This window comes from Proteus sp. CD3 (genome assembly GCF_008808075.1).
GTDB classification, from domain to species: Bacteria; Pseudomonadota; Gammaproteobacteria; order Enterobacterales; family Enterobacteriaceae; genus Proteus; species Proteus appendicitidis.
In genome coordinates, this window is record NZ_CP019686.1 from 1,324,097 (window position 1) to 1,346,771 (window position 22,675).

The window sequence follows — 22,675 nt, forward strand, 5'->3', positions numbered from 1 at the left end:
TTCGTATCATGGGTAAGGGTGGTGGTGGTCAAAAAACACCGTATGAGGCACCAAACGATTTAACATCACGTCAAAAAGCCTCATTAATTGATTTAATCAGCGAGGGGCCGATTGAAGGCCCTATTCATATTCAAGGCTCGATGGATGATTTAGGGTGTATTTACTTGGATGATACGCCTGTGGTAGACGGCTCTGGTAATAGCACCATTAATGGGATGTATGCACAATGGCGGGCGGGTACATTAGAGCAACCAGCAATGAGTGGGTTTACGGCGTCTGCGAATGAAGTGCCGGTGGGGATTGAGGTTAAATATAATTCCCCCGTTACTCGTACCATCACCTCGCCTAATATTGACCGTTTACGCCTAACCTTTGGTACACAAGCTTTGGTTGAAACCAAAGATAATGGTGATCGCGTACCGACTTCTGTTCAATTGCAAATCCAAATCCAGCGCAAAGGGGCTTGGATAACAGAGAAAAATGTCACAATTAATGGCAAGCGCTCTAACTCACCTTATTTAATGGCCGTTGTGTTGGATGATTTACCGCCCGTTCCGTTTAGTATACGCATGATCCGTATCACTCAGGACAGCACTTCTGACAAAATTCAAAATAATACCGTTTGGTCGAGTTATTCTGAGTTAGTGGATATCTCACAAACCTATCCGAGTTCTGCCGTTGCAGGATTGATGTTTGATAGTGAGCAGTTTGGCAATAAGTTTCCACGCCGTAATTACCTTATCAAAGGTCGCATTATTCAGGTACCCAGTAATTATGATCCAGATAAACGGATTTATTCGGGGATTTGGGATGGCACCTTTAAACCCGCATTTACCAATAGTCCTGCATGGATATTATGGGATTTATTAACCCATCCGCGTTATGGCATGGGGAAACGCCTCAATATCAGTGAAGTTGATAAATTCGCCCTGTATGCAATCGGTCGTTATTGTGATGGGCGATATGTGTGCCATGATGCGCATTATGCCGGTCTGGAATGGGCGAACATTAACCTTTATTCAAGATAGACCGTCTGATGTGGTATGGCCATATACCAACGCTAATGTGATTGAGGGTAATTTCCAATACAGCTTTAGTGCATTAAAATCGCGTCATACTGCTGTCGAGGTTCGTTTTATTGATCCCGATAATGGTTGGAAAACCAGTGTTGAACTGGTTGAAGATGATGCCAGTATTGCCCGCTTTGGGCGTAATGTGATGCGTGTGGATGCCTTTGGTTGCACTAGCAGAGGGCAGGCTCATCGCCATGGTCTTTGGTTATTAATCACGGAAAAATTAGAGACACAGACGGTTGAGTTTACTGTCGGCAGTGAAGGCTTGCGTCATATGCCGGGTGATATTATCGAAATTGCTGATAACTATTACGCGGACAATCAAATTGGTGGACGTCTGACACACATTGATTATGCCTCTCAAACATTAACCTTAGATCGCAATATCGACACACCCAAAAGCGGTAAATCACGCGTCACACTCATCAATGCACTAGGTGATCCGCAATCTTATGAAGTGGTGAGCTATCTCGCATCTAATCAAATAAAGCTGGATACCTTACCGTTAGGGTTACGAGAGGGCGGGATTTGGACGTTGACTCTCCCGTCTTTACGTCGCCGATTATTTCGCGCCATCAGTTTGGCTGATAATGGTGATGGTAGTTTTACGGTTATTGCTGTGCAACACATGCCCGAAAAAGAGGCGATTGTTGATAAAGGCGCTAAATTTGAGCCAAAGCCAGAGACGCCACTGGGTGGATTTATCCCACCGGTTGAAAATTTTTCTGTGGATATCGAATCGGATGCAAGTGCGTGGCAAGTAGAAGCCAGCTGGAACACGCCTTATTCCAGTCGAGGGGTAGACTTTTTATTAAAACTCACTACGGGTGATCGCATTGTCGGCACTGCCTCAACCACGGATACAATGTATCGTTTTGGTGGACTGCCACAGGGTAATTACGTTTTATCCGTTGTGCCTCAAAATGATCGAAAACAAAAAGGCGAGGTGGCCACAACTTCATTCGCGATTAATCCACCCTTACCACCGGGTTATATTGAAGTGAAGTCAGGTTATTTTAGCTTGGGTATTATTCCGCGTTCTGGCGGTCAAAATAGCTTACGAGCACAGTATGAGTTTTGGTTTTCAGAAAAACAAATCACGGATATTCGTGATGTGGAAAATCGTGCCGAGTATTTAGGTGTTAGTTCTATGTGGGTTATTCAAGGCCGAAACCTAAAAGCAGGGCATACCTATTATATTTATGTTCGCAGTATAAATGCTGTAGGGCGTTCAGAATTTGTGGAAGGAATAGGGCAACCAGAAAGCCACACCAGAGAGATATTAGATAACTTAGATAAAGAATTACAAGAAACCCAAGCATGGAAAACACTGAGTGAGACTGTCGATTGGAATGAAAATACGGTTAAAAGACTACGTTATAATGAATACCGCTTATCTCGAAAGTTTGAAAAATACGGTGAACAAATAGAAATAGATATTAAAGATATCCGAACTCAAATAGAAAATACAAAAGCGGATATTATTATCCAAAAAGAAGCCATTTCCTCAATAACTCAAGCCCAATCAACTTATCAACAACAGGTTCAAGCCAAGTTTAATCAGCAATCAGGTATTGTTAATCAAAAGATGAATGCGCAATTTACACAATCAGGTGGATATGCGAGGCATTCAATGAACATTACCATTATCCAAGATAATATTAAATATAATGCTGGTGGTCTTGTAGTGAGTGCTGAAATTAAAAATAAGAAGATCACTTCCTATATTGGGTTTAATGCCAATAATTTTGCCTTTTATAATCCTAAAAATAATCGAATGGAACTGTTTATGTCAGCAAAAAATGGACAGTTTTTTATTCGAGATGCATTAATTGATAAAGCCATGATCAGAAAATTAGTATTATCAGAAGCCATTACCTCCGATAACTATTATCCCGACGAGTCAGGTTTTATTATTGACGTAAAAAATAATAAATTAGAATTTTATGGCGGTAATGGTGGTACATCCCTCACAGAACAAAATTTATATGTCAAAGATGAGTTTGGAAATAACGTTGTTATTATTGGTGATATCAGCAATGAAGAGTAAATATGGCGTACTGGTTAGGTCTACATTATATGATATGGATTTATTAAATACCTCAGACAGAGTGGGAAGAATAGTCGGATATCATGATATAACACCCATCCCACTACATACTCAAAAAGAGTATATTTTTGATCATCAAGATTTAAATAAATATGGCAAGGTTTTCGCTTGGTTTGGTTCGGCATTTTTGATGGGATTGGCAGGTGATATTAAATTAGAGATAAATAATGGGATTATTAAACTTGAATTAAAAAATATGTATACCAATGGAGTTGATGGTGAATATGAAGATATTATAAAACTCTACTATGGTGTTTATTAATGAAAAGTAAATATGGAATAATCATCCGCGGTGAAAATAGGCAAGTTCAGATTGATAGCCATAACCAAGTGATGTGCTGTCTTGGTAAAAGAACCATAAGAATGTCTGGCGGGATAACATCAAATAATGAAGGATATAGCCAAGAGTTTAAAACACCGCCTCATCCCAATACAAAATTATTAGCAATATCACCTAAACATGCATTTATTAGGATCATCTCAAGAATTATAAATAATGAGATGAAAGCGGTTTATATATCACAGCCTTGCTATGATTCAGAGGGTGTTGTTGATATTTATGGGTTTGGTGATCAGCCCAATAATATTTTTAATGAAAAATATGGATTGGTTGTAAAAAACAGCAAAACAAAAAAGACCGTTTATAATTCAAATTGGGGAATATTAAAGATAGTTGATTATTTTATTGTTTCACAAAAAGAGAATATGGATTATCCGTTACCGAATATAAAGGATTTAGCCTTTGTTTTTGGTGGTGGTATGGCTGGAATTTGTGAAGATGGTTTTGAAGGTGCTTTGATGGAAACTTTTATTCGAAGAGAAGAAAATGTGCTCCAAATTCGATATAAAGAAAGTATTAAATGGGCAACAAATGTTGCAGGAGAAGAAATATCGAGATTTCCCGCAACCTGTTTGGTGGTCGATGTGGGGAATATAAATAGGGTTTTTTAGTTTGTTATGAATTATTAGTCATAAGTTAATGTATAGTGATTTAAATTTTTACTACTAAGATCAGAGTTGTCTTTATAATTAGTATTCATATCAAGGAAATTAAAATATATAATAAATTAATAGTGATTGAGTTAATATAAATCATATGAATATAGCATATAGAAGTTAACTTATTTTTAGCTGATGTGAAGCTAAAGGTTAAATAAATGAGCTCTGAATCATAAGCAATAGTTATTTAATTTCTAGTTATTTATCATAATTGATGGATTATTTCTTTGTTTTTGATATACCTTGATTTTCATATGATTAAAAACTAAAATGATGAAAGTTCTTTAGCGTTAAGACATTTTCTGACTAGTCAGGATTAGTCTAGTCGGGCGTTACGCCAGACTCTAATTTATTGGGAAACAATTGTTGTTGCGGTGAATAAATTTTAAATCCGCAACCCAACTGTAACCACAGTTAGTTTGCGGATTTAAAATTTATTCACCGCTTTCTTTAGTAAAGAACTTTGTTAACATGGGTATAGAGTAAGCATTCTTGCTCTATACCCTAATGCTAGACTTAAATCTCAAAGGAGGATGGGGTATTTTTTTAATATTATGATTAGTTAAGGTTAATCATGCTAAAAATTTTTCTTAAACTACAAAATGAATTAGCAACGAGTAAAGAGGACGGTACATTTCCAACTCGTGCTACAATAGAGCGTTTTGCTAGAACAGCTATGAATTGCTATAAAGTCTACTCCATTCCTAAGCGGACTTCTGGAGTAAGGGTGATTGCCCATCCATCAAAAGAGTTAAAAAATTATCAGAGAGCACTTGTCAGTATTCTTGAATCGCAATTTGAACCTCATCCCGCTTCGTATGCTTATCAAAAGGGAAAAAATATAAAACTAAATGCACAAAAGCATGCGAAGAAAAAATTTCTATTAAAAATGGATTTTAATGATTTCTTTAATAGTATTACCCCTCAAATATTTTTAGCAGAATTACGATATAGAAAAATTCTTTTATCTAAGGCAGAAGAAAATTTATTAATAAATTTATTTTTTTGGAATAAGACCAAGTCTGAAGATAAGAAGTTGGTCTTAAGTGTTGGTGCTCCTAGCTCTCCTATGCTTTCTAATTTCATAATGTATCGTTTTGATGAGATTGTCTCAGAGTATGCTAGAGAAAATTCAATTGTATATACAAGGTATGCAGACGATTTAACATTCTCTACAAACATTAAAGATATACTATTTAGTACTCCTGAATATATAAAAGGTATCTTAAGAAATCTGTATCAACATTATATAACAATTAATGATTCTAAAACTGTTTTTACATCAATGGCTCACAATAGACATGTAACAGGGGTTACTATAACAAATAATTTTGAACTATCTATAGGTAGAGAAAGAAAAAGATTGATATCAGTCATGACTCATAAATTTAAAATAGGAGTTTTGAATGAAGAAGATTTATGTTATTTACAGGGGCTATTGTCTTTTGCTATTAATATAGAACCAAATTTTATAAAACGGTTGTCAAGAAAATATGGGAAAGAAATAGTTAATGTGATTAGAATGGGGGGATTATGATGAGTGCCAGCTTTAAGCATGATAAATCTATTAAAGCGCTAGAAAAAAAAGCAAAAAAAGGCGGTTTTTATTCTGCATTGGAGTTATCTAATAATTTTAAAATAGGGAAATTTGTTGAAATTGATATTAATAAGTCAGATTATTATTTAAATTTAGCATATAATAATTTCAAACGGCAAGATTTAAAATTAAAGTCAATAAAAATAAATAATTATAGATTATTTGATAATATTTCATTAGATGACTTTGATAGTTCACTAAATATATTTATAGGTAATAATGGTGCTGGAAAAACATCTTTACTAGATGCGATGGCCTTATCATTAAGCTGGCTTAGTATTAATATTAGTAAAAATGGTGGATCAGGTGATTATATTGATATTGTAGATATAAATAATTATACTGATGCAGTATATTCAACAATAACATCTGTGATTCATATAAATAAAAATATATCAGCTAGTTTAGAATTGTCGCAATTTAGAAATGGTATAGATAAAACAATAAAAAATAAATTAATTGATTTTAGATTGATCGGTTCTTTCTATAAAGAAGCTAACCGTATTAATCCGAATTTTAACTTACCATTATTAGCTTATTATAATGTAATGAGATCTTATGATGTAAACCCAAAGGATTTTAAAGGATTGGATGATTTATTAGAAAATACTTTAATTGATAAATTTGATGGATATCAAAAATCTTTAACAGGAAAAACTGATTTTAAAGCTTTTATAAAATGGTATAAGAAATTGGATGATATTCTATTAAGAGAAAAAAAAACCGAACGTGGATTTGTAGATACAGTTTCTTCGTTTGAATTATCAGAGGATTTTTTAGATACGTTCAAATATTTCGCATCCGTTAATGATGCATTTAAAGATAAATACAAAGAACTTGAAATTAAATTGAATGAAATTAAAGATAGAAAAGAGAATGAAAATATTTCTTATTCAAAATTAAAGCAATATAAAAATATTATTGATGACGTTATATATAAATTTATGGATGGATTTAGTAATATAGAAGTTCGAATTGAACCTATGATTGATTTGGTGATTAATAAAAAAAATAAAGAAATCAGCGTGATGAGACTATCTCAAGGAGAAAAAACACTTCTTGCTTTAATTTTAGATATAACTCGTCGGCTGATAGTTTTAAATCCGTCTTTAGATGACCCATTAGAAGGGCAAGGAATTATTTTAATCGATGAATTTGATTTACACTTACATCCACAATGGCAAAAAAATATTGCCACTAATTTAAAAAGTACATTCCCTAATTGTCAGTTTTTTTTAACTACTCACTCTCCTATTGTGATTAGTGAAGTAGATAGAAAACATATATATATTCTCGATACAATCGAAGACTCTATCTTTATTAGAAGGCCAAGCCAGACTTATGGATTGACGGCAAATGATATATTAAATGAATTAATGGGGCCTGATGATGGAAAACAAATAATAAGAGCTAATGATGTGGAAGAAAAACTAGAGGAAATATTTTCGCTATTATCTAATGAAGATAATAAATCGATTAATTTGGCATCAAAAAAAATAGAAGAACTTGAATTATTACTTAATGGAGATATACCAGAGTTAGTAAGAGCGAAAGTACAACGAGATTTGTTAAAGGAGTTATTATAGATATGAAGTATATTAACAAAAAAAAGGAACCAAAAAGCTTAACAGAATATAGAATGGAGGAAGGTGCGGTATATGATGGTTCTGGTTTTAAAAATGTAAAAATAGACATAAAAATGCAACTTTTAATAGAACAAGGGTATTTATGTGCATATTGTATGCAACGAATTGATTTTAATAATATGAAAGTTGAGCATTTTTTATGTCAATCAAAATACTCTGATGAACAGTTGAATTATATGAATTTATTGGGATGTTGTCTTGGTGGTGAAAGTAATATAAAAAGAAATCAGACATGTGATACTAGAAAAGGTGCATTAGATGTATTATTCTCACCAGCAATTAGTTCACATAATATAGAAATAAAATTAAAATACAATACCCTTTCAGGAAAAATAGAATCGGAAGATAAAGTTTTTAATGAGCAATTACAGTGTGTTTTAAATTTAAATGATCATCGTTTAATTTCTAATAGAAAAAACAGTTTAATAGCAGTTGAGAATATACTTGGTAATAAATCTGGATGTAGAACTAAAGGCCAAATACAAAACATTATAAATAGTTATGAGAAAGTTGATGGTGATAATAAATTTAAAGAATATTATGGAATTGTTTTATTTTACTTAAAAAAGAAATTATCTAAAATAAAATAAGAGCACATTTGGGTTAGTATTTTTTGCGAAAAATTTCCATTTTTATGGTTATTCTAACATGCTGGAATAATCTAGTGCTTGGAATGATAAATAAATTATTTAAAGGTAATATTCAATTCCCTTAATTGAAGTACACCAAATTAGAGTTTTCTAACTGCTTATGGTATGTCTCCTATGGGAGATTATTTAAACTTTCATAGGTTCGATTCAGATTATAATTTTGTTGCCAAAACTACACCATTTCGCGCATTTCGCGTACTTGGCTTAATGATTCAAATAAATAAGCACTTGAAAATTTTCGGCGGAACGAACTATTAGATCGTTTTATGAAACCGTCTTGTTAAGGTTTACCTGGTTGAATATGACACAACTCATCTTGATTATTTTTTAGTAATTCAATAAATTAACGGATATCAGTTCAGGCCTATTATCCATGAGAGTTTTTTTGGGCAATCCTCTGTTGATTTTCATTCAAACGTTCAAGTACTCTGATGATTCGTTCAGCAGGCAATGATGTATCAACTTCAATTGCCAGTCATTAACGTGTACTTTCATCAATAGTATTCAATTTTCTAAATCGTTCACCGCAATATAGCTGTCATGCATAAAATCCAAGACCCATTGAAGATTTGGCATTTTTGTCATCACTAATGTTTTTTTCACGCACAGGCGATACTTTTTTAACGCGACGTTTTAAATTAAGTCCTAATTGACAATAAATGCGATAAATTCGTTTATGATTAAATGGATAGCATCGATCACAGAGAGATCTCTTTTACGTTAATCAACTGGTTAATGGTAAAATGTTGCGCAAGATAACGACGTCAGCTGACAAGCTTTAATGACTGATAAACCTGCGCTCTTTAATAATTGAGCGCAGGATTTTTTCCAGCTATTACTAACCCTTTTTGCAAAAATTCCTTCATTGCATGATTTTCAAGGTTGATTTCAGTAAACACCTTTTTGAGTTTGGGGTTTTACTCTTTAAACTCTTTTAATCGTTTAACATCATTGATTTTTATGCCTGAATCAGTAAGTTTTAAAATATTAATGAGTTGAGTTTCAGTAAAACAAATTTTTCATCATGATCTCTACAATTGTTAGGGTCGAAAATCTAATTATAGCTGTCTTATTTTAGAATAAGTGGACACTCGACTACTTTAAGGACAGTAGTATTGTATTTGTAAAAAATGGAACTATTTTTTATTAAACTAAAAATTTTCTATCTCCAGTTATCATCCCATTCTGAAGAGTAATTGAAGTAGTCATCATCCGTATGTTCGTAATTATTAATTAAGCCATTCAAATGGCGACGTTCTTTTTCGGGCCTGAATTTGACCATTTCACGCAATGTAATTAATGCAGGCTTTATATTAGAATACCTCAATGTGAACTCTTCCAATAAAATAGAGAATTCGCAGCATTGTGCATAAAGGCACAGAGTACCACGCCACCAATCATTTTTCAGATAATGAATAATTTCTATTGAACGATTCAGCATTAATTCTAATGAGGCTAAATGCTCCTGATACCTTAGATGACCAAAAGAAAAAGTATCGGATATTGGGTCAAAAATGAGTATATTACAAGGATCTATTAGTTCAGTAACTGCTAATGAACATGTTGATTCTTCATAATTAAAACTAGGGTCATTAACCAAGAATGTAACAAGTTCCTGCTTGGTTGCTGCTCTTAAAGTCTTTGAGTGCATTGCGAAAGCAATCTTATGGGATGCCTTGATTAAAATACTTTGCGATAATTTTGTACGTTTAATATCTTTAAAGTTATCATAAGAACCACATAGTAATTCTAACCGTTTAGTAAAAATTTCACTTTCGCTAGATGGTATATCTATTCCTTTTTCAGCCAAATCACATAACAGTGTTGCTAATAATGGAGTCCTGACTATGTCAGATATTTTTTTTGACTTAATATTATCAATTATAATATCACTTAATGCTGGATTTTTATTTTTAAACCACGCTTGAATGAAACTGTAAAGCTGATTTTCACTGAAGGGCATGAGAGTAATTCCTAAAAATTTAATTTCAGATAAATAGCTCACACAATCCCTGCTAGATATTAGTAATTGAATATTATCAAATTTATTTTTGAAGGTATTTATTGCTTCTATTATTCCAGGGAATTTTATATAGGCCTCATCTAAACCATCAAAAATAACTTTTATTCTTTTTTTATCTTGTAAATAAAGCTCAAGCTTTTCAATATTCTCACGAATAGGTTCGAGTGATTTAGAAACCAAAATCATACCCATTAAAATGTCATAGTTTTTTGATTTTGATTCAATATTCATATCAACTTTATTTAAGAATCGATTCAAAGGTAAGTATATAACTCCTCTACTTCCTTCTGACTCTAGTTTTCTTGCATACATTTGAAGTGTTGTTGTTTTTCCAGCACCAGCACTGCCATATACGGCTATATCATGCTGACAATCGAAAAGTCTGAAAGGTGATGTCGAGAGACCATCTATAGCCCCCATACTATCTATAATTATTTCTTTTAAAAAAATTTTTTCACTATTTTCTAGCTTATTTACAAGTATATCAAGAGCATTTAATGTAACCTGCGTATCATTAAGAAACCGAAAAATATCAACACTACTATTACCAGAATTTATAGCATGTATATCAAGTTTATATTTTTTGCATCTTTCATTTAACCATAAGTTAATCAACTCACTGTTGAACGCATATTCAATCTTAGGTTCTTCTTTATACTCGTTTCTCAATTTATATATTTCGATAGTTTGCAACTGAGAGATCTTAGATTTTTTTAAACATTCCACTATTCTAGGCAATAGACTTTTCGGATTTGCTTTTGCAAGATCTTGGATTTTATTTAAGTTTATAAAGCTAGTAAAATCATCGTTCGCTTTTTCTTGAAAGTTTTTCTCTAAACATTCTTTTAAGTGTGTAATGCTGTTAGTCATTAGAGCAATATTTAAATTCTCTAATTTATTATATGCAACTATATTATTAATGCTTGCCTCTAATTCTGAAATTACTTCTCTTATAAAGGATATATTCCCAGCTAACAACTGATTAGCTTGTTCTATACTATTCTTAATATCTCGATTCTTTTTGGATGTAAAAATACTCAGTTCATCTTTGTATTTTTTCAGTATCGTAGAAGCATCCTGAGTTAGAGGTTCGATAGTAGTCAATGACTTCAAGGGATTATACACTGTTCGTTCAAACCATTCCCATTTACTTGGGATAACATGAAATTTATCTGGCTTGATAGTAAATCGACTGTTTAGTAAAACGTTGCTATCGATAGTTCCCATGAAAAATGCAAGATCGCTATAACAATCAAGCTCGTGTATCGAATCTTGTTGATTTAAAGCAGACATTAATTCAACATTACATAATTGTTTTGCGTCTTGTGTACTGAATATATCTTCTACAGAAAGTAGAGACTCCAGCAATGTTGGCTTATGTTTTTTTAACAAGTTAATAACTAATGGACCATCCAATATTTCGATTTTTTTTCCATTTATTTTTAGCATTCCATGAATTTCATCAATTAAACGAATGCTTATTTGGTATGGACTTGCTAGATATACTTGATCGGGAATGACTTCCTCTCCATTATGCAACTTGATAGGGTTTGTGAAACATTGCCTTAATTGAAAAACAAGATCTCCAAGAATTGCTTTCTCCGATGTGCTAGATTCTTCACCAATCTTTTTTGATTGGATAGCGTAACTCATAGTTTTGTTCACAGGTACTTCAACAAACGCTATCAAATCTTTTCCTGATTCATAAGGGCCTCCGTAGAAGTCAACACGGTAAAAACCCATAGATTCAAATAATGGTTTGATTAGATATTTAGAGAAATCGTCCTCTTTCATTTTTTGCATAGCTTTCAGATAAACCTGCTGGCTAGTATCTTCCATATTAATATTCTCTGTAGTTTTCGATGTGCTCAATAATTATCATATTAATCATAGAGTAAACTAATGGTCTATATATTTATGTGAGGTGAATAGACAATTAAATGTATACTTTGAAAAGTAGACTCTCTTCGGTACGTTTTGCTATACGATGATCTCCGATTTTTTCACGTAGCATGCCGGTGAGTTTTCAACTGAACTAAAGCTTTATATGATACTGATGATTGATTAATCTCAGGACTCCAATCCACTTTTAGGAGCACTTCTTTCTGATCTGACACCATTCTCTGCCAGCGAGATACACCGTGAATCTGGCTTTGATCTATCTGCTCTTCCTAATTCAATTGCAGTCGGTAGACCATGGCCTCGTTCCTAGGGATGCTAGGTGTCAGAAGCGTTGACATCTGCAACTGGGGTAGCTTGTCACTGATATTATTCATGGGGGAATTAGTGAACTACTGTGTGATACCACCCATTGTTAACACCTATCTATTTGTCCTCAAGGGGGAGAAAGAAAGCTTGAATGCTCGTCTCATGGGGGCGATCCGCTATGAGCGAAGAGCAGGCGTTAAGTTACATCCGCAAACAGTGAATTAAATGTTATCTCATGTTATTAATGAAATGTGATCGCTTCATGGATTACATGTAGATATGATTTAAACCCAATTAAAGGCTCGTTTCTTTAGCGTAAACTGACGAATAGATAACCAAACAAGAATTATAAAGGAACTATTGAATGATTAGCAATTATAGAAGGCTTAAGTTTGAACTATGGGAGAAGTTTAAGCATCAATGTGCTTACTGTGGCACTAGACTTTATGAACCATTGATGGCGGATGTTGAGCACTTTTTCCCAAAATCAAAGTATCCGGACTTTCTGGAAAATACAGATAATCTGCTCATCGTTTGTAGAGCGTGTAACATGATTAAACGAGATCAGTTTCCTCTCGATGAGAATGGTAAACCATTACTCCTAAATCCTGTGAGTGAAAGTTTTTCAGAACATATAAAACAAAATAAAAATGGATATTTAGAAGGTTTAACTGAGCGAGGGCATGCGACTATAAAGGTATTGCAGTTGAATAGGCCTTCATTAATCGAACAACGTATTCTAGATGTTATTGATATGCAGTTTGCTGATGATCGAACTCTATCTGGACACGATGTCTATATGACATTCAAAAAAAGTATGCTGAATGCCATAAAACTTAATGATGCTCAGTTACAAATTGATAGTGTTTTACAAGTACAAATGATTTATATGCTGTATGCCAATATAATAACATCTTTGGAAACATATTTATGTGATCGTTTTATTTCCTTGATCCATGGTAGTCAAGCGAACTTAAGAAGTTTTGTTGAAAATTTTAAAGATTACAATCAAGAAAAGTTCTTACTTTCGGAGTTATTTATAAAACATGAAGAAATAGAATCTAAAGCGATAGAGTCTATGAAGAGTGTTCTTTATCATGATCTACCAAAAGTAAGTGGCATGTATCGAGATACTTTTGGTATTAGATTTCCTATATTCGCAGATGTTTATAAAAGCGTGTTAATCAGGCATGACTTAGTTCATCGAGCAGGTAAAACAAAAGATGGAAATTTTCATGAATTAAATGCAGAGTCAGTTAAAGAGGTTGTTAAAAAATGCTTTGACTTGGTTGAACAATTAGAAAAAGAGCTTAAAGATTGTACAAAATTCTAGGTGGTTGCCACCATATCAAAGGTGACCGCGCTAGCGGTCACCAAAAGTAATAAACTATTCATTCTCATTTTAATCGTCCTTAATCAATATATTTTTGTTTATTCAAATTGAACTGCTTCTGGCACTAAAGTACCCTCAAACAGCTCTCAAAGGTCAGGTTTGAGCGAACAGAAAACGTTCAACTTATTCAACAATGGTCTGCATAGCTTATAAAAGACAAACAATAATTTACCTATTATTCTATAGAGTATTTATATACATTGAATTATTAATTTAGCTTGTTATTAAACATCCATAAGCTAAACGTATATAATAAATTTATTATTTATCTTCTTGCATATAGCTCAGCCATTGATTGAATAATTCATTTCTTTCATCATCAGGTAGATCTTCAACTTCAGGACAATCACAACCGATTACTTTTACAGGACCATTTGATGTAAATATATATTTTGGATCACCTGATAAAGCATACAGTGTGAATGAGCTGCCACATGACTTGCAGCTATATTTATAACTTTCATGTGGTGGTTTTATTATATTTACTCTCCCACACACACAAGGCAATACCATATCTTTATCTGAACCAATTAAGCCATCCTTGATGAAAAAATAATATAGTGAGTTTCTGGATTTAATTTTCATTTTTATTACAGAGGACATTGTTGTCATTGTTAATTTAAATTTATCATATGACTCTTTTTTAAGTATCTTTTTCAGGCAAACAAGGATTGACGGTGTATATATTCCAATTAAAGCCCAGCAAGCTGTTTCTAAGAGTTCATACTTTATTTCACTAAAATTTTCCATGCTTAGTAGGTAAGGCCGTTCTTTCTCATCACAAAAAACAACATCTACAGCATCAGAACTTGTAAACAACGTGGATGTATAACCAATATGAGTGAATTCAGATGAGAACTTGAATATGTTCTTCAGATCATCAGATAGGGAGTCTTTAGGAAATACGCCCAAAATGCTTTTGATATGATCGACTTTACTACCAAATGTAGTATGTGCGCATTGCGTAATTGATGAATTTTTCCATTGATTGTAAGGCAAGCTTTCAAACTCAGTGAGTGCCAATCTCAAGTCATCATTAAACATTGTATTTGAAATAGACTTTGAAGCATATTTATTAAAACTATTCAATGAAACTAAGACATGATAATTTATATTTTTAGGTTCTAATAAGCAAAGTTGATATGAATCTGAAATTAAACTATCGACCAACTGTCTGGATGCAGTTATTAATTCATTATAATGAGTGAATTTTTTTGCTTGCATATGGATGTTGTCCATATCGACACCCTCTCTAACATCTGACTCAGTCAGATTTGAGAACTTTTCGAAAACCACAATACTATTTTTCACTATTCTACTAACAATTGGAAGTATTGAATTTAAATCCTTGTCTGATTTGTATTCTTCATTTAATGATGCATCACTTTCAAACTCTTCACTTATTTTTTTTTGGGTCTCATTCAATAGTTGTAAGTAGGATTTAAAGGCTGTGTTGAGATAATTTATATTGTTGCATAAGACATTATAATCACTTAAAGCGGATGAGTTTTTTTTATTTGTTAAGTTGCTTGATATTATTTTTAAAATCTCTATCTCTGTCATGGTATATCCTTTCCGAAATATTAAATGTAAAAAATACAGGCATCATAAGTTAATATATGACATTTAAGCACAAGTGAAATAAATTAAGTAAGAATTTTGAGTGATTAAGAAAAGAGTTGTTGAATAGATAAATATTATACTGCGAATCAACAAAGGAAGAAGAAAATTATACTGAAAAATCAGCAGGTTAATTTCTAGATTGGCAATGAGATGAAAGTTCAACAAGCATCCTTGGCTAAAAAAGTATCATTACTTATTATTAGTCGCTAGGATACTGTAATGCGCTGACCTGCACCTCATAGAACAAGGTTGCAGGATACTCTAAACGTCCACCTTTGGCACAAAACAGCCCTTCAAGGACACGTAAGAATAACTAATAGGCACGCATAAATCTAATATTCAGTTGGTATTAGATTTATATAAAACAGTTTATATCGCAGAAACCGATTTAGAATACTGAGTATTATTACACCAATCCAAAATACTTCAACTACACCATCCCATAAGCTTCCACAACATCATCTTTATTCGCATATTTAGTAATAAATATCTAATACGCATCATCAAACGAAAATCGTTTCTTATAGAAAAAATAACCTGCTAAAGGATGCTTTTTATCGCTATATATTGGTGAAGCAGGGCAGTGATATTTTTTATCCATCCAAGGTACAAACTGCTCAACAGTTAAATCGAAAATCTTTTTATCAACTTCAAGCCAGTAATGATGATTATCATCTTTACGAGAACTACCTATTAACAATAGTAACTTCAGCATTGGGATGTAAATCGAGGATGAGTTTACCTAATAGGATTGAAGCACCTTGGCAACAATTTAGAGGATAAGTACAGAAAAATGGCAAATCCATTCGCGCATAGCATTGTTGCAAAATAGCGTGTAATAACTTAGCGACCTCAATATATTTTTTATTCATTGTACTCAACCTTTACAAATTAACTTTGTACTTAAGGTAGCAAAGTTAAGTTACAAGCGTGATTAATATAAATTGTTTAATTAACCCTACAAAACTAAAAATAAGAAAATAATGAATGAAATATACCCTACAAATTAATAAAGTAAGTGATAATTTAGGTGTTACTGCTACGCCACATGGGTTGGACAGAAGCCGCTGACTTAATCATTAAAGGTATGGAAGGCGCGATTGCTGCTAAGACTGTCACTTATGATTTCGAACGTCAGTTAGAAGGCGCTAAACTGCTGAAATGTAGCGAGTTTGGTGACGCGATTATCAAGCATATGTAATTGTTGATTTGATAAATAGTTAACGGGAGCTTATTAGTTCCCGTTTTTTATTGTCAATCTTGAAACGGTTATCAAAAAGTTATCAAAACGAATTATCAAAACCACCTGAAATTTGGGCAATTAAATCACGATTTTTATCCAATCTTTTCCTCGATCATCATGGTATTTATCTGTTTGAATTTGGTTTTTATGACCGAGTAAATCTTTAGTGTTTATACCTTGTGCTCTATATAACCTTTCAGATAAAGATCGTTGTTCGTGAAATGTTGCAGGTGTTCCTTCTCCCCAATCAATATCTGTTTTGTTGCTCGCTTTTTTAAAGTTAGTCGTTAGCGTATTTGGCGTAACTTGTTCACCACGTTTAGATTGTGAAGTGGTATGAAAATAATGAATAAGATAAGGGCTAATAACGCGATCACGACAACGAGCAATAACATCACGTAATGACATATTTAATTGCTCAGAACGTAGTGATAATGGAATAGCTAATTTGGTGCCCGTTTTTTCTTGAGTAATATGCAAATGATCATCCCAAATATCACCTAATTGTTGCCCAGTAATAAGTGCAAGCAACATCGCGTTCCCGACATAACGATGTTGTTTATCAGCAATCTCAAATATCTTTTTCCATTCATCAAAATTAAGGCGTTGGCGAGTTACTTTTCGTTTCGGTTGTTTAGTGGCAAGGGCTGGGTTGTAACCAGGAGGAACTTCACCTGCATGTTGTGCTTCTTTAAATACATCAATTAAAACAGAGCGAATAACTTGTGCCATTCTGTGTTGGTCATTAGATTTATATTCATCCAGAATTTCAGCAATATCTCTGGCATCAACAGCGGGTAATGGTTTCATGGATAAGGTTTGCCTCATTAAATCAACTGGCTTCCTTTTTTGTTTATAAGTATTCGGCTTTATATCACCTTCTTTTAAACGCTCTTCTTGAATAACCCAGTATTTATCTAGCCAAGTATTAACCGTGATTTCTTTACTTTTTATTTTTGCCACCCGATCACCAATAGCCATAACTTGTCGGCTACGTTGTTCCGCTAACCTTGTGTTAGCTTCAATGGCTATTGCTTTCGCCTCGGCTTCATTGTCACCGAGGGCATGATATTTACCTGTTACAGGATGGCGGTAACGCCAATAAACCTTGTTAGCTTTACGACTAAATAAAGGGTAAAGATTTGGAATATTGACGTTATTTTTACGAGGTCTGGCAGTCATCTTTGAGCCTCGCTTTTTGCGAGGTTTTGTTTTTTTATATATATAATTTTTAATTATTAATTAAAAAATTTGTTGGAAGTTTTTTGTTTTCATTGATTGTTTGTTTATATTTAAGATAAAATTTATCGTTATCCTATAAGCATAAATCTGCAGTATTTAACTAATAATTAAAATAATAAACAGGTATTCTTATCTCTACTATACTCATAATATTCAATTTATAGAGCGAGTATATATAATGATTGATTTGTTTAAATTAACGAAAAAAAGTTCTAGGCATATTGGTATAGCAATATACGTTGGTATTATAGCGGGTATCTTTTCAGCTTTAGTAAAATCTGGTTTTGAAGACCTAATTCCACCGAGAACACTTGAAACGACACCACCTCCAGTCGTCTTATTAGAAAAGCTAGGATTAAATATAGATACTATGACTTATCATTGGATGGGGTATAGTATTAATTGGGGCGGTAATGGTGTTCATATATTATTCTCAATAGTTATCGCTGTGATATATTGTGTTATTGCTGAATACTTACCAAAGGTTAAATTATTACACGGTATTTGTTTTGGTATTGGTGTTTCTGTTTTTGCTCATGGCTTAGTTGTACCATTATTAGGGCTATCTAGCTGGCTTTGGACAGCAGGTTATCAAGCATTAGTTTCTGAGTTTGTCGGAACCGCTTTTTGGATCTGGTCAATTGAAGCGATTAGACAAAATTTGCGTTATTGTTTAACTAAAGAAAAAGATGCTGAGTAGATAAGGAAGTTCAACCTTAATCTGTTATAAATCTCTTAAAGATCGCCTAGGCGGTCTTTTTTATTATTTAAAAATAAGACTTGCTGTTCTCTTTGGTCAGAGTTACATGTGTAGTTATGCACAATAACTCATCAGAGGTATAAAATATCATGTTAAAACAGAGTGATATGACAATGCAGGCAAGTTGTGTACTTCAATCTCAAAAAGTGATTGGCAAACAGTACAAGCAATTTTAAATCAAACTGGACTAAGTAATGAAAATTGTGAGTTTCTATTAACTCAGTTTGAAATAGCAGGGTTTGTCGCAAAGCAAGGAAATAGCTATATGCGTACAGCCTAAAAAATATAAAGAATTTATAAAGCTGGTGGCTTAACAGTCATCGGCTTTTTTATTGCGTAGAAAAGCACTTCTGATGCAACTATTTAACGACGACGCACTCTCTGTATTAAAAACACTACCCGAAAATAGCATTGATTTAATTGTGACTGATCTACCGTATTTCAGAGTGAAATCGTGCGCATGGGATAATCAGTGGGATAGTGTTGAGGTTTATTTATCGTGGCTCGATGGTGTTCTTGCTGAATTTTGGCGGGTATTAAAACCTAATGGCAGTTTGTATCTATTCTGTGGATCTAAACTTGCGTCAGATACGGAATTGCTTGTTCGTGGGCGATTTAATGTTTTAAGCCATATTATTTGGGCTAAACCCTCAAGGCCATGGCGACGACAAAATAAAGAAAGTCTACGTGCTTTTTTCCTTCAACAGAACGAATACTTTTTGCTGAGCATTATCAAAAACCAGTCACAGCTAAAATTTCTGAATTTTCTTTAAAATGCAAAGAACTAAAGCTAGACGTATTTAAGCCATTGATTGATTATTTTAGAAATGCACGGTTAGCACTGCAGGTGAGCGCAAAAGAAATAGACCGGGCAATAGGTAAGCAATGTGCAGTCATTGGTTCAGCAATAGTCAATGGCAATTACCGAACGAAGAAGACTATAAAAAGTTACAAACACTGTTTACACACATTGCTGATAAACAAGAAAAGCTATCACCGTTATTTCGTCACTTTAGTGAGTTAGAGCTAGAGCAATTTACATTACAAAAAAACTACCAAGAATTAATAAAAGAATATGGTTTATTAAGACGGCCATTCTTTGTGACTGCAGATGTTCCTTACACCGGTGTTTGGACTTATCCCCCTGTTCAATACTATCTCGGCAAGCATCCTTGCGAGAAACCATCAGACATGATGGAACATATTATTCGTTCTAGCAGTCTAGAGGGTGATTTAGTAGCCGATTTCTTTATGGGATCAGGGGCAACACTGAAAGCAGCGCTAAAACTGAATCGAAAGGTTTTGGGTGTTGAAATGGAAAAGGAACGGTTTGAGCAGACTAAGGCTGAAATAGTGTTATCGCAATGAGATTGATTTTTGTATCACATTGCGTATAAGGTAAAAACAGAGTTAACTGTAATCTGTAATAGTTAACGGTAAGGTTCTGACATGCAACGAAGTGATTTGATTGAGTATATCAAAAATAATTATGGTTCAGATCCGGAGTATCTATGGCGCAAATATCCAAATTATGTTGTATTTCGACATTCTGGGAATACTAAGTGGTTTGCCGCCATTATAGATGTTTCTGCTGATAAATTGCATTCTGGTGATGCTAATACGATTATTGATGTTATTAATGTTAAAGTTCGCCCTGAATTGGTTGGCTCGCTCCGCTTAAAAGATGGGATATTTCCTGGCTATCACATGAATAAAGAGCACTGGGTTTCTATCAAGTTAAATGACGGCATTGATGAAACTGAACTTAAATCATTGATTGATGAGAGTTACAGATTAACACAGTGACCGTATTCACTATAATCGGATAGTTCACATGTTCGGTTATTCCGAATAACTCATTTTGAAGATCGCTTAGGCGGTCTTTTTTCGTATAAGAGAGGTAGTTATGAGTAATCAAAATTTAGAAGTGTTAGTTAATACGTTGTCAGCACAAGTGATGCAACAAGGGTGACAAATAGTGGATTTACAAAAACAGCTCGCCAGCATGCAATTAACGAGCTGTGAATTAGAGTGCCACGCTGATGGTTATTTCTAATAACTTTATTGAAATAAAAAAAGATAATGGTTCTACTGTTTGCCAGTTAAAGCCATTTTAGTTGTTTGACCTATTAACACTATTTGCTCTTTAACTGGTAGTTCTTTATTCCACTCTAGAGCTTTATCTAACATTCTGAATAGACGTTCTTCTTTATTTTTATCATCATCAGTTATTAGCTTTGCTAACAATGAAAATAACAGAGGTATGGCATGAGCCATTTCTTCTGCTTCAATTTGTGGATCTTTTATTTTTTCAAATTCATATTCTCACGTTTAACTCACTCACATTAATCATCAAGGGACACTCCGTAGGGGGTATATATGCGTATGGAAAAATTAACCAATGATACCTACGGAACAGCTGGCTTAACTGCCTTTTTTGCAAGTCTTTCACTTTATGAATGGGGATTTGTAATAGGGATGGGATTCAGCATGCTCCTTGGATTAGCAACTTATTTTATGACACAGCGAGAACAGCGGAAACGAACAGCGTTATTTGCTGAATTAGTTCATCGAAATTGTTCTAGCGATCCGCAAGACATAGAAAAGATAGTTGGCGAGATGCTGACTAAAGCTAAAAAGGACATGTAGTGAACCTAAAACAGAAAGTGACAGCAGTTGTAAGCGCCGGTGTGGTAAGTATTGCGCTAACAGTGATTGGTTACTTTGAGGGGGTACGTTATGAACCATACCGTGATGTTGCTGGAATTCTGACGGTTTGTTATGGACATACTGGGAACGACATTATTCAAGGCAAGACATACACACATCAAGAATGTGACGAGTTACTTCAGAAAGACTTTATCAGAACGCAACAACAAGTTGATGTTCTGGTTAAAGTTCCATTGGATGATAAAACAAAAGCTTCTCTATATTCCTTTGCCTTTAATGTTGGTATCACCGCTTTTGCACGTTCTACATTGCTAAAGAAATTAAACGCAGGTGATCAGTATGGCGCTTGTGAAGAAATTAAACGCTGGGTTTATGCAGGAGGAAAGGTTTGGCGAGGGCTTGTCAGTCGTCGAGAGGCGGAGTCAGCACTATGTCATGGAAAACTTTAATCATCATTATCAGCTTTATCCTCATATTACTTATCACAGTCGCTGGTAGCATTTATCTCTCAATTGATAATTCATGTGTTAATGATAAAGCCAGTTTAGAAAAGCGCTGTCAGGTAGCTCTCTCACATTATCGGTACTAATTATGAAGCATTGGAAACTTTACATTGTCATTGTGATAGTGGCCTTGGTTTACAAGGAAATATTATTCAAAATTACTCAAATGAAAATAAAAAATTCTCATATCCAGAAAAAGTAGAATTGCCTAATAAGGTAGAAAACAAAAGGATAGAAGCACTATATCCACATCAATTTAATGATGCAATCATTGTATTTCCTAGAAATTCAAACTTACCGCCTTTATATGCCTATTCGGGCTTTCCCGCAATTGAACTTAAGGATAAAGATCCGAGTCCTCAGCAGGAAAAAGAATTTAATGACATCAAAGATAGCGTGAAATTTACAATTTCATTTTACGAAAAAGTAACACAGGAATTTGGTAAAAAGGCAGCACAATTATCTAGAGAGTTAGCAGAACAATCTAAAGGAAAAACAATCAGAAATGTAGAAGATGCTTTACGTACATATGAGAAATATGGGCAGAATATTAATAATAAAATTAATGCCAAAGATCGAGCTGCTATTATAAAAGCATTAGAATCTATTGATGCAAAACAGTTAGCTTCAAACTTAGGTAAATTTAGTAAAGGGCTTGGATATACCAATCACGCGATTAATGCCGTGGAATTACTTGTTGAATTTAAAAAAGCGGTTAAAACGGGAAATTGGCGTCCATTTTTTGTTAAAGGCACTTCAATTGCTGCAGGCATGGCTGTGGTGGCATTGACAGCTTTTGCCTTTAGTTTAATTATTGGTGGACCTGTTGGAATTTTAGGGTATGCCCTTATCATTGCAACAGTTGGTGCCTTGATTGACGACGCTTTGGTTGAAAAAGTCAGCGGTGCAATTGGTATTTAATATGTAGGGTAATA

Annotated in this window: 17 protein-coding genes and 4 pseudogenes; 14 read left to right on the forward strand and 7 right to left on the reverse strand. The window is 33.7% G+C overall.

The annotated features are described in order from the left end of the window. Positions 1 to 8 precede the first annotated feature (8 nt). From BTA34_RS06010 to BTA34_RS06035, 6 genes and pseudogenes are all read left to right on the forward strand, one after another. A pseudogene (locus BTA34_RS06010) lies at positions 9 to 3,123 on the forward strand (phage tail protein). Continuing rightward, positions 3,113 to 3,445 carry a hypothetical protein gene (locus tag BTA34_RS06015; RefSeq protein WP_023582457.1) on the forward strand — a complete coding sequence of 111 codons (333 nt, stop codon included), beginning with the start codon at positions 3,113 to 3,115 and terminating at the stop codon, positions 3,443 to 3,445. The pseudogene BTA34_RS06010 and the gene BTA34_RS06015 overlap by 11 nt, the downstream one beginning before the upstream one ends. Next, on the forward strand, positions 3,445 to 4,134 hold the full coding sequence (locus tag BTA34_RS06020; RefSeq protein WP_151434879.1) for a hypothetical protein: 690 nt from the start codon (positions 3,445 to 3,447) through the stop codon (positions 4,132 to 4,134). The genes BTA34_RS06015 and BTA34_RS06020 overlap by 1 nt, the downstream gene beginning before the upstream one ends. A 622-nt stretch (positions 4,135 to 4,756) precedes the next feature. Continuing rightward, entirely contained in the window at positions 4,757 to 5,719 is a 963-nt protein-coding gene (locus BTA34_RS06025; protein WP_151434880.1) for a retron St85 family RNA-directed DNA polymerase, read from the forward strand. Further along, on the forward strand, positions 5,716 to 7,365 hold the full coding sequence (locus tag BTA34_RS06030) for an AAA family ATPase (protein ID WP_265576277.1): 1,650 nt from the start codon (positions 5,716 to 5,718) through the stop codon (positions 7,363 to 7,365). Before BTA34_RS06025 ends, BTA34_RS06030 begins: the two co-directional genes overlap by 4 nt. A 2-nt stretch (positions 7,366 to 7,367) precedes the next feature. Continuing rightward, positions 7,368 to 8,015: a retron system putative HNH endonuclease gene (locus BTA34_RS06035; protein ID WP_151434881.1), complete on the forward strand. Its 648-nt coding sequence runs from the start codon at positions 7,368 to 7,370 to the stop codon at positions 8,013 to 8,015. Between the two features lie 172 nt (positions 8,016 to 8,187). On the opposite strand, the pseudogene BTA34_RS06040 reads toward BTA34_RS06035, so the two are convergent. Then, positions 8,188 to 9,091, reverse strand: a pseudogene (locus BTA34_RS06040) (integrase core domain-containing protein). 146 nt (positions 9,092 to 9,237) lie between these two features. Beyond that, positions 9,238 to 11,937, reverse strand: a complete 2,700-nt coding sequence (locus BTA34_RS06045) for an NACHT domain-containing protein (RefSeq protein WP_151434882.1) — start codon at positions 11,935 to 11,937, stop codon at positions 9,238 to 9,240. 733 nt (positions 11,938 to 12,670) lie between these two features. Between BTA34_RS06045 and BTA34_RS06050 the strand changes: the two genes are divergently transcribed. Then, positions 12,671 to 13,639 (forward strand): HNH endonuclease domain-containing protein, encoded by a 969-nt coding sequence (locus BTA34_RS06050; protein WP_151434883.1) that lies wholly within the window; start codon positions 12,671 to 12,673, stop codon positions 13,637 to 13,639. A 321-nt stretch (positions 13,640 to 13,960) separates the two neighbouring features. Here the strand turns inward: BTA34_RS06050 and BTA34_RS06055 are convergent, their stop codons facing one another. The 3 genes from BTA34_RS06055 to BTA34_RS06065 all read right to left on the reverse strand — a co-directional run bounded on the left by BTA34_RS06055 (position 13,961) and on the right by BTA34_RS06065 (position 16,194). Continuing rightward, entirely contained in the window at positions 13,961 to 15,262 is a 1,302-nt protein-coding gene (locus BTA34_RS06055) for a hypothetical protein (protein ID WP_151434884.1), read from the reverse strand. A gap of 550 nt (positions 15,263 to 15,812) precedes the next feature. Continuing rightward, positions 15,813 to 16,037 carry a hypothetical protein gene (locus BTA34_RS06060; RefSeq protein ID WP_265576278.1) on the reverse strand — a complete coding sequence of 75 codons (225 nt, stop codon included), beginning with the start codon at positions 16,035 to 16,037 and terminating at the stop codon, positions 15,813 to 15,815. Then, positions 16,009 to 16,194 carry a hypothetical protein gene (locus tag BTA34_RS06065; RefSeq protein WP_151434886.1) on the reverse strand — a complete coding sequence of 62 codons (186 nt, stop codon included), beginning with the start codon at positions 16,192 to 16,194 and terminating at the stop codon, positions 16,009 to 16,011. Before BTA34_RS06065 ends, BTA34_RS06060 begins: the two co-directional genes overlap by 29 nt. 161 nt (positions 16,195 to 16,355) lie before the next feature. Here BTA34_RS06065 and BTA34_RS06070 point away from each other — a divergent pair. Further along, positions 16,356 to 16,523, forward strand: a pseudogene (locus BTA34_RS06070) (isocitrate/isopropylmalate family dehydrogenase); the annotation flags it as partial. Positions 16,524 to 16,643: 120 nt separating this feature from the next. On the opposite strand, the gene BTA34_RS06075 reads toward BTA34_RS06070, so the two are convergent. Further along, a complete protein-coding gene (locus BTA34_RS06075; protein WP_151434887.1) occupies positions 16,644 to 17,747 on the reverse strand; it encodes a phage integrase Arm DNA-binding domain-containing protein in 1,104 nt (367 codons plus the stop codon). 238 nt (positions 17,748 to 17,985) lie between these two features. Here BTA34_RS06075 and BTA34_RS06080 point away from each other — a divergent pair, with 238 nt between their 5' ends. The 3 genes and pseudogenes from BTA34_RS06080 (at position 17,986) to BTA34_RS06090 (ending at position 20,373) form a co-directional block, all read left to right on the forward strand. Then, entirely contained in the window at positions 17,986 to 18,507 is a 522-nt protein-coding gene (locus tag BTA34_RS06080; protein ID WP_072062621.1) for a YagU family protein, read from the forward strand. 413 nt (positions 18,508 to 18,920) lie between these two features. Further along, a pseudogene (locus BTA34_RS06085) lies at positions 18,921 to 19,935 on the forward strand (DNA-methyltransferase). An 81-nt stretch (positions 19,936 to 20,016) separates the two neighbouring features. After that, positions 20,017 to 20,373 carry an MmcQ/YjbR family DNA-binding protein gene (locus BTA34_RS06090; protein ID WP_151434888.1) on the forward strand — a complete coding sequence of 119 codons (357 nt, stop codon included), beginning with the start codon at positions 20,017 to 20,019 and terminating at the stop codon, positions 20,371 to 20,373. 282 nt (positions 20,374 to 20,655) lie between these two features. Here BTA34_RS06090 and BTA34_RS06100 read toward each other — a convergent pair whose 3' ends face one another. Continuing rightward, positions 20,656 to 20,844 (reverse strand): hypothetical protein, encoded by a 189-nt coding sequence (locus tag BTA34_RS06100; RefSeq protein WP_151434889.1) that lies wholly within the window; start codon positions 20,842 to 20,844, stop codon positions 20,656 to 20,658. A 102-nt stretch (positions 20,845 to 20,946) separates the two neighbouring features. Between BTA34_RS06100 and BTA34_RS06105 the strand changes: the two genes are divergently transcribed. The 3 genes from BTA34_RS06105 (at position 20,947) to BTA34_RS06115 (ending at position 22,661) form a co-directional block, all read left to right on the forward strand. Further along, on the forward strand, positions 20,947 to 21,216 hold the full coding sequence (locus BTA34_RS06105; RefSeq protein WP_151434890.1) for a hypothetical protein: 270 nt from the start codon (positions 20,947 to 20,949) through the stop codon (positions 21,214 to 21,216). Then, on the forward strand, positions 21,216 to 21,686 hold the full coding sequence (locus BTA34_RS06110) for a lysozyme (protein ID WP_151434891.1): 471 nt from the start codon (positions 21,216 to 21,218) through the stop codon (positions 21,684 to 21,686). The genes BTA34_RS06105 and BTA34_RS06110 overlap by 1 nt, the downstream gene beginning before the upstream one ends. Before the next feature lie 150 nt (positions 21,687 to 21,836). Further along, on the forward strand, positions 21,837 to 22,661 hold the full coding sequence (locus BTA34_RS06115; protein ID WP_151434892.1) for a colicin-like pore-forming protein: 825 nt from the start codon (positions 21,837 to 21,839) through the stop codon (positions 22,659 to 22,661). The last annotated feature ends 14 nt before the right edge of the window (positions 22,662 to 22,675 follow it).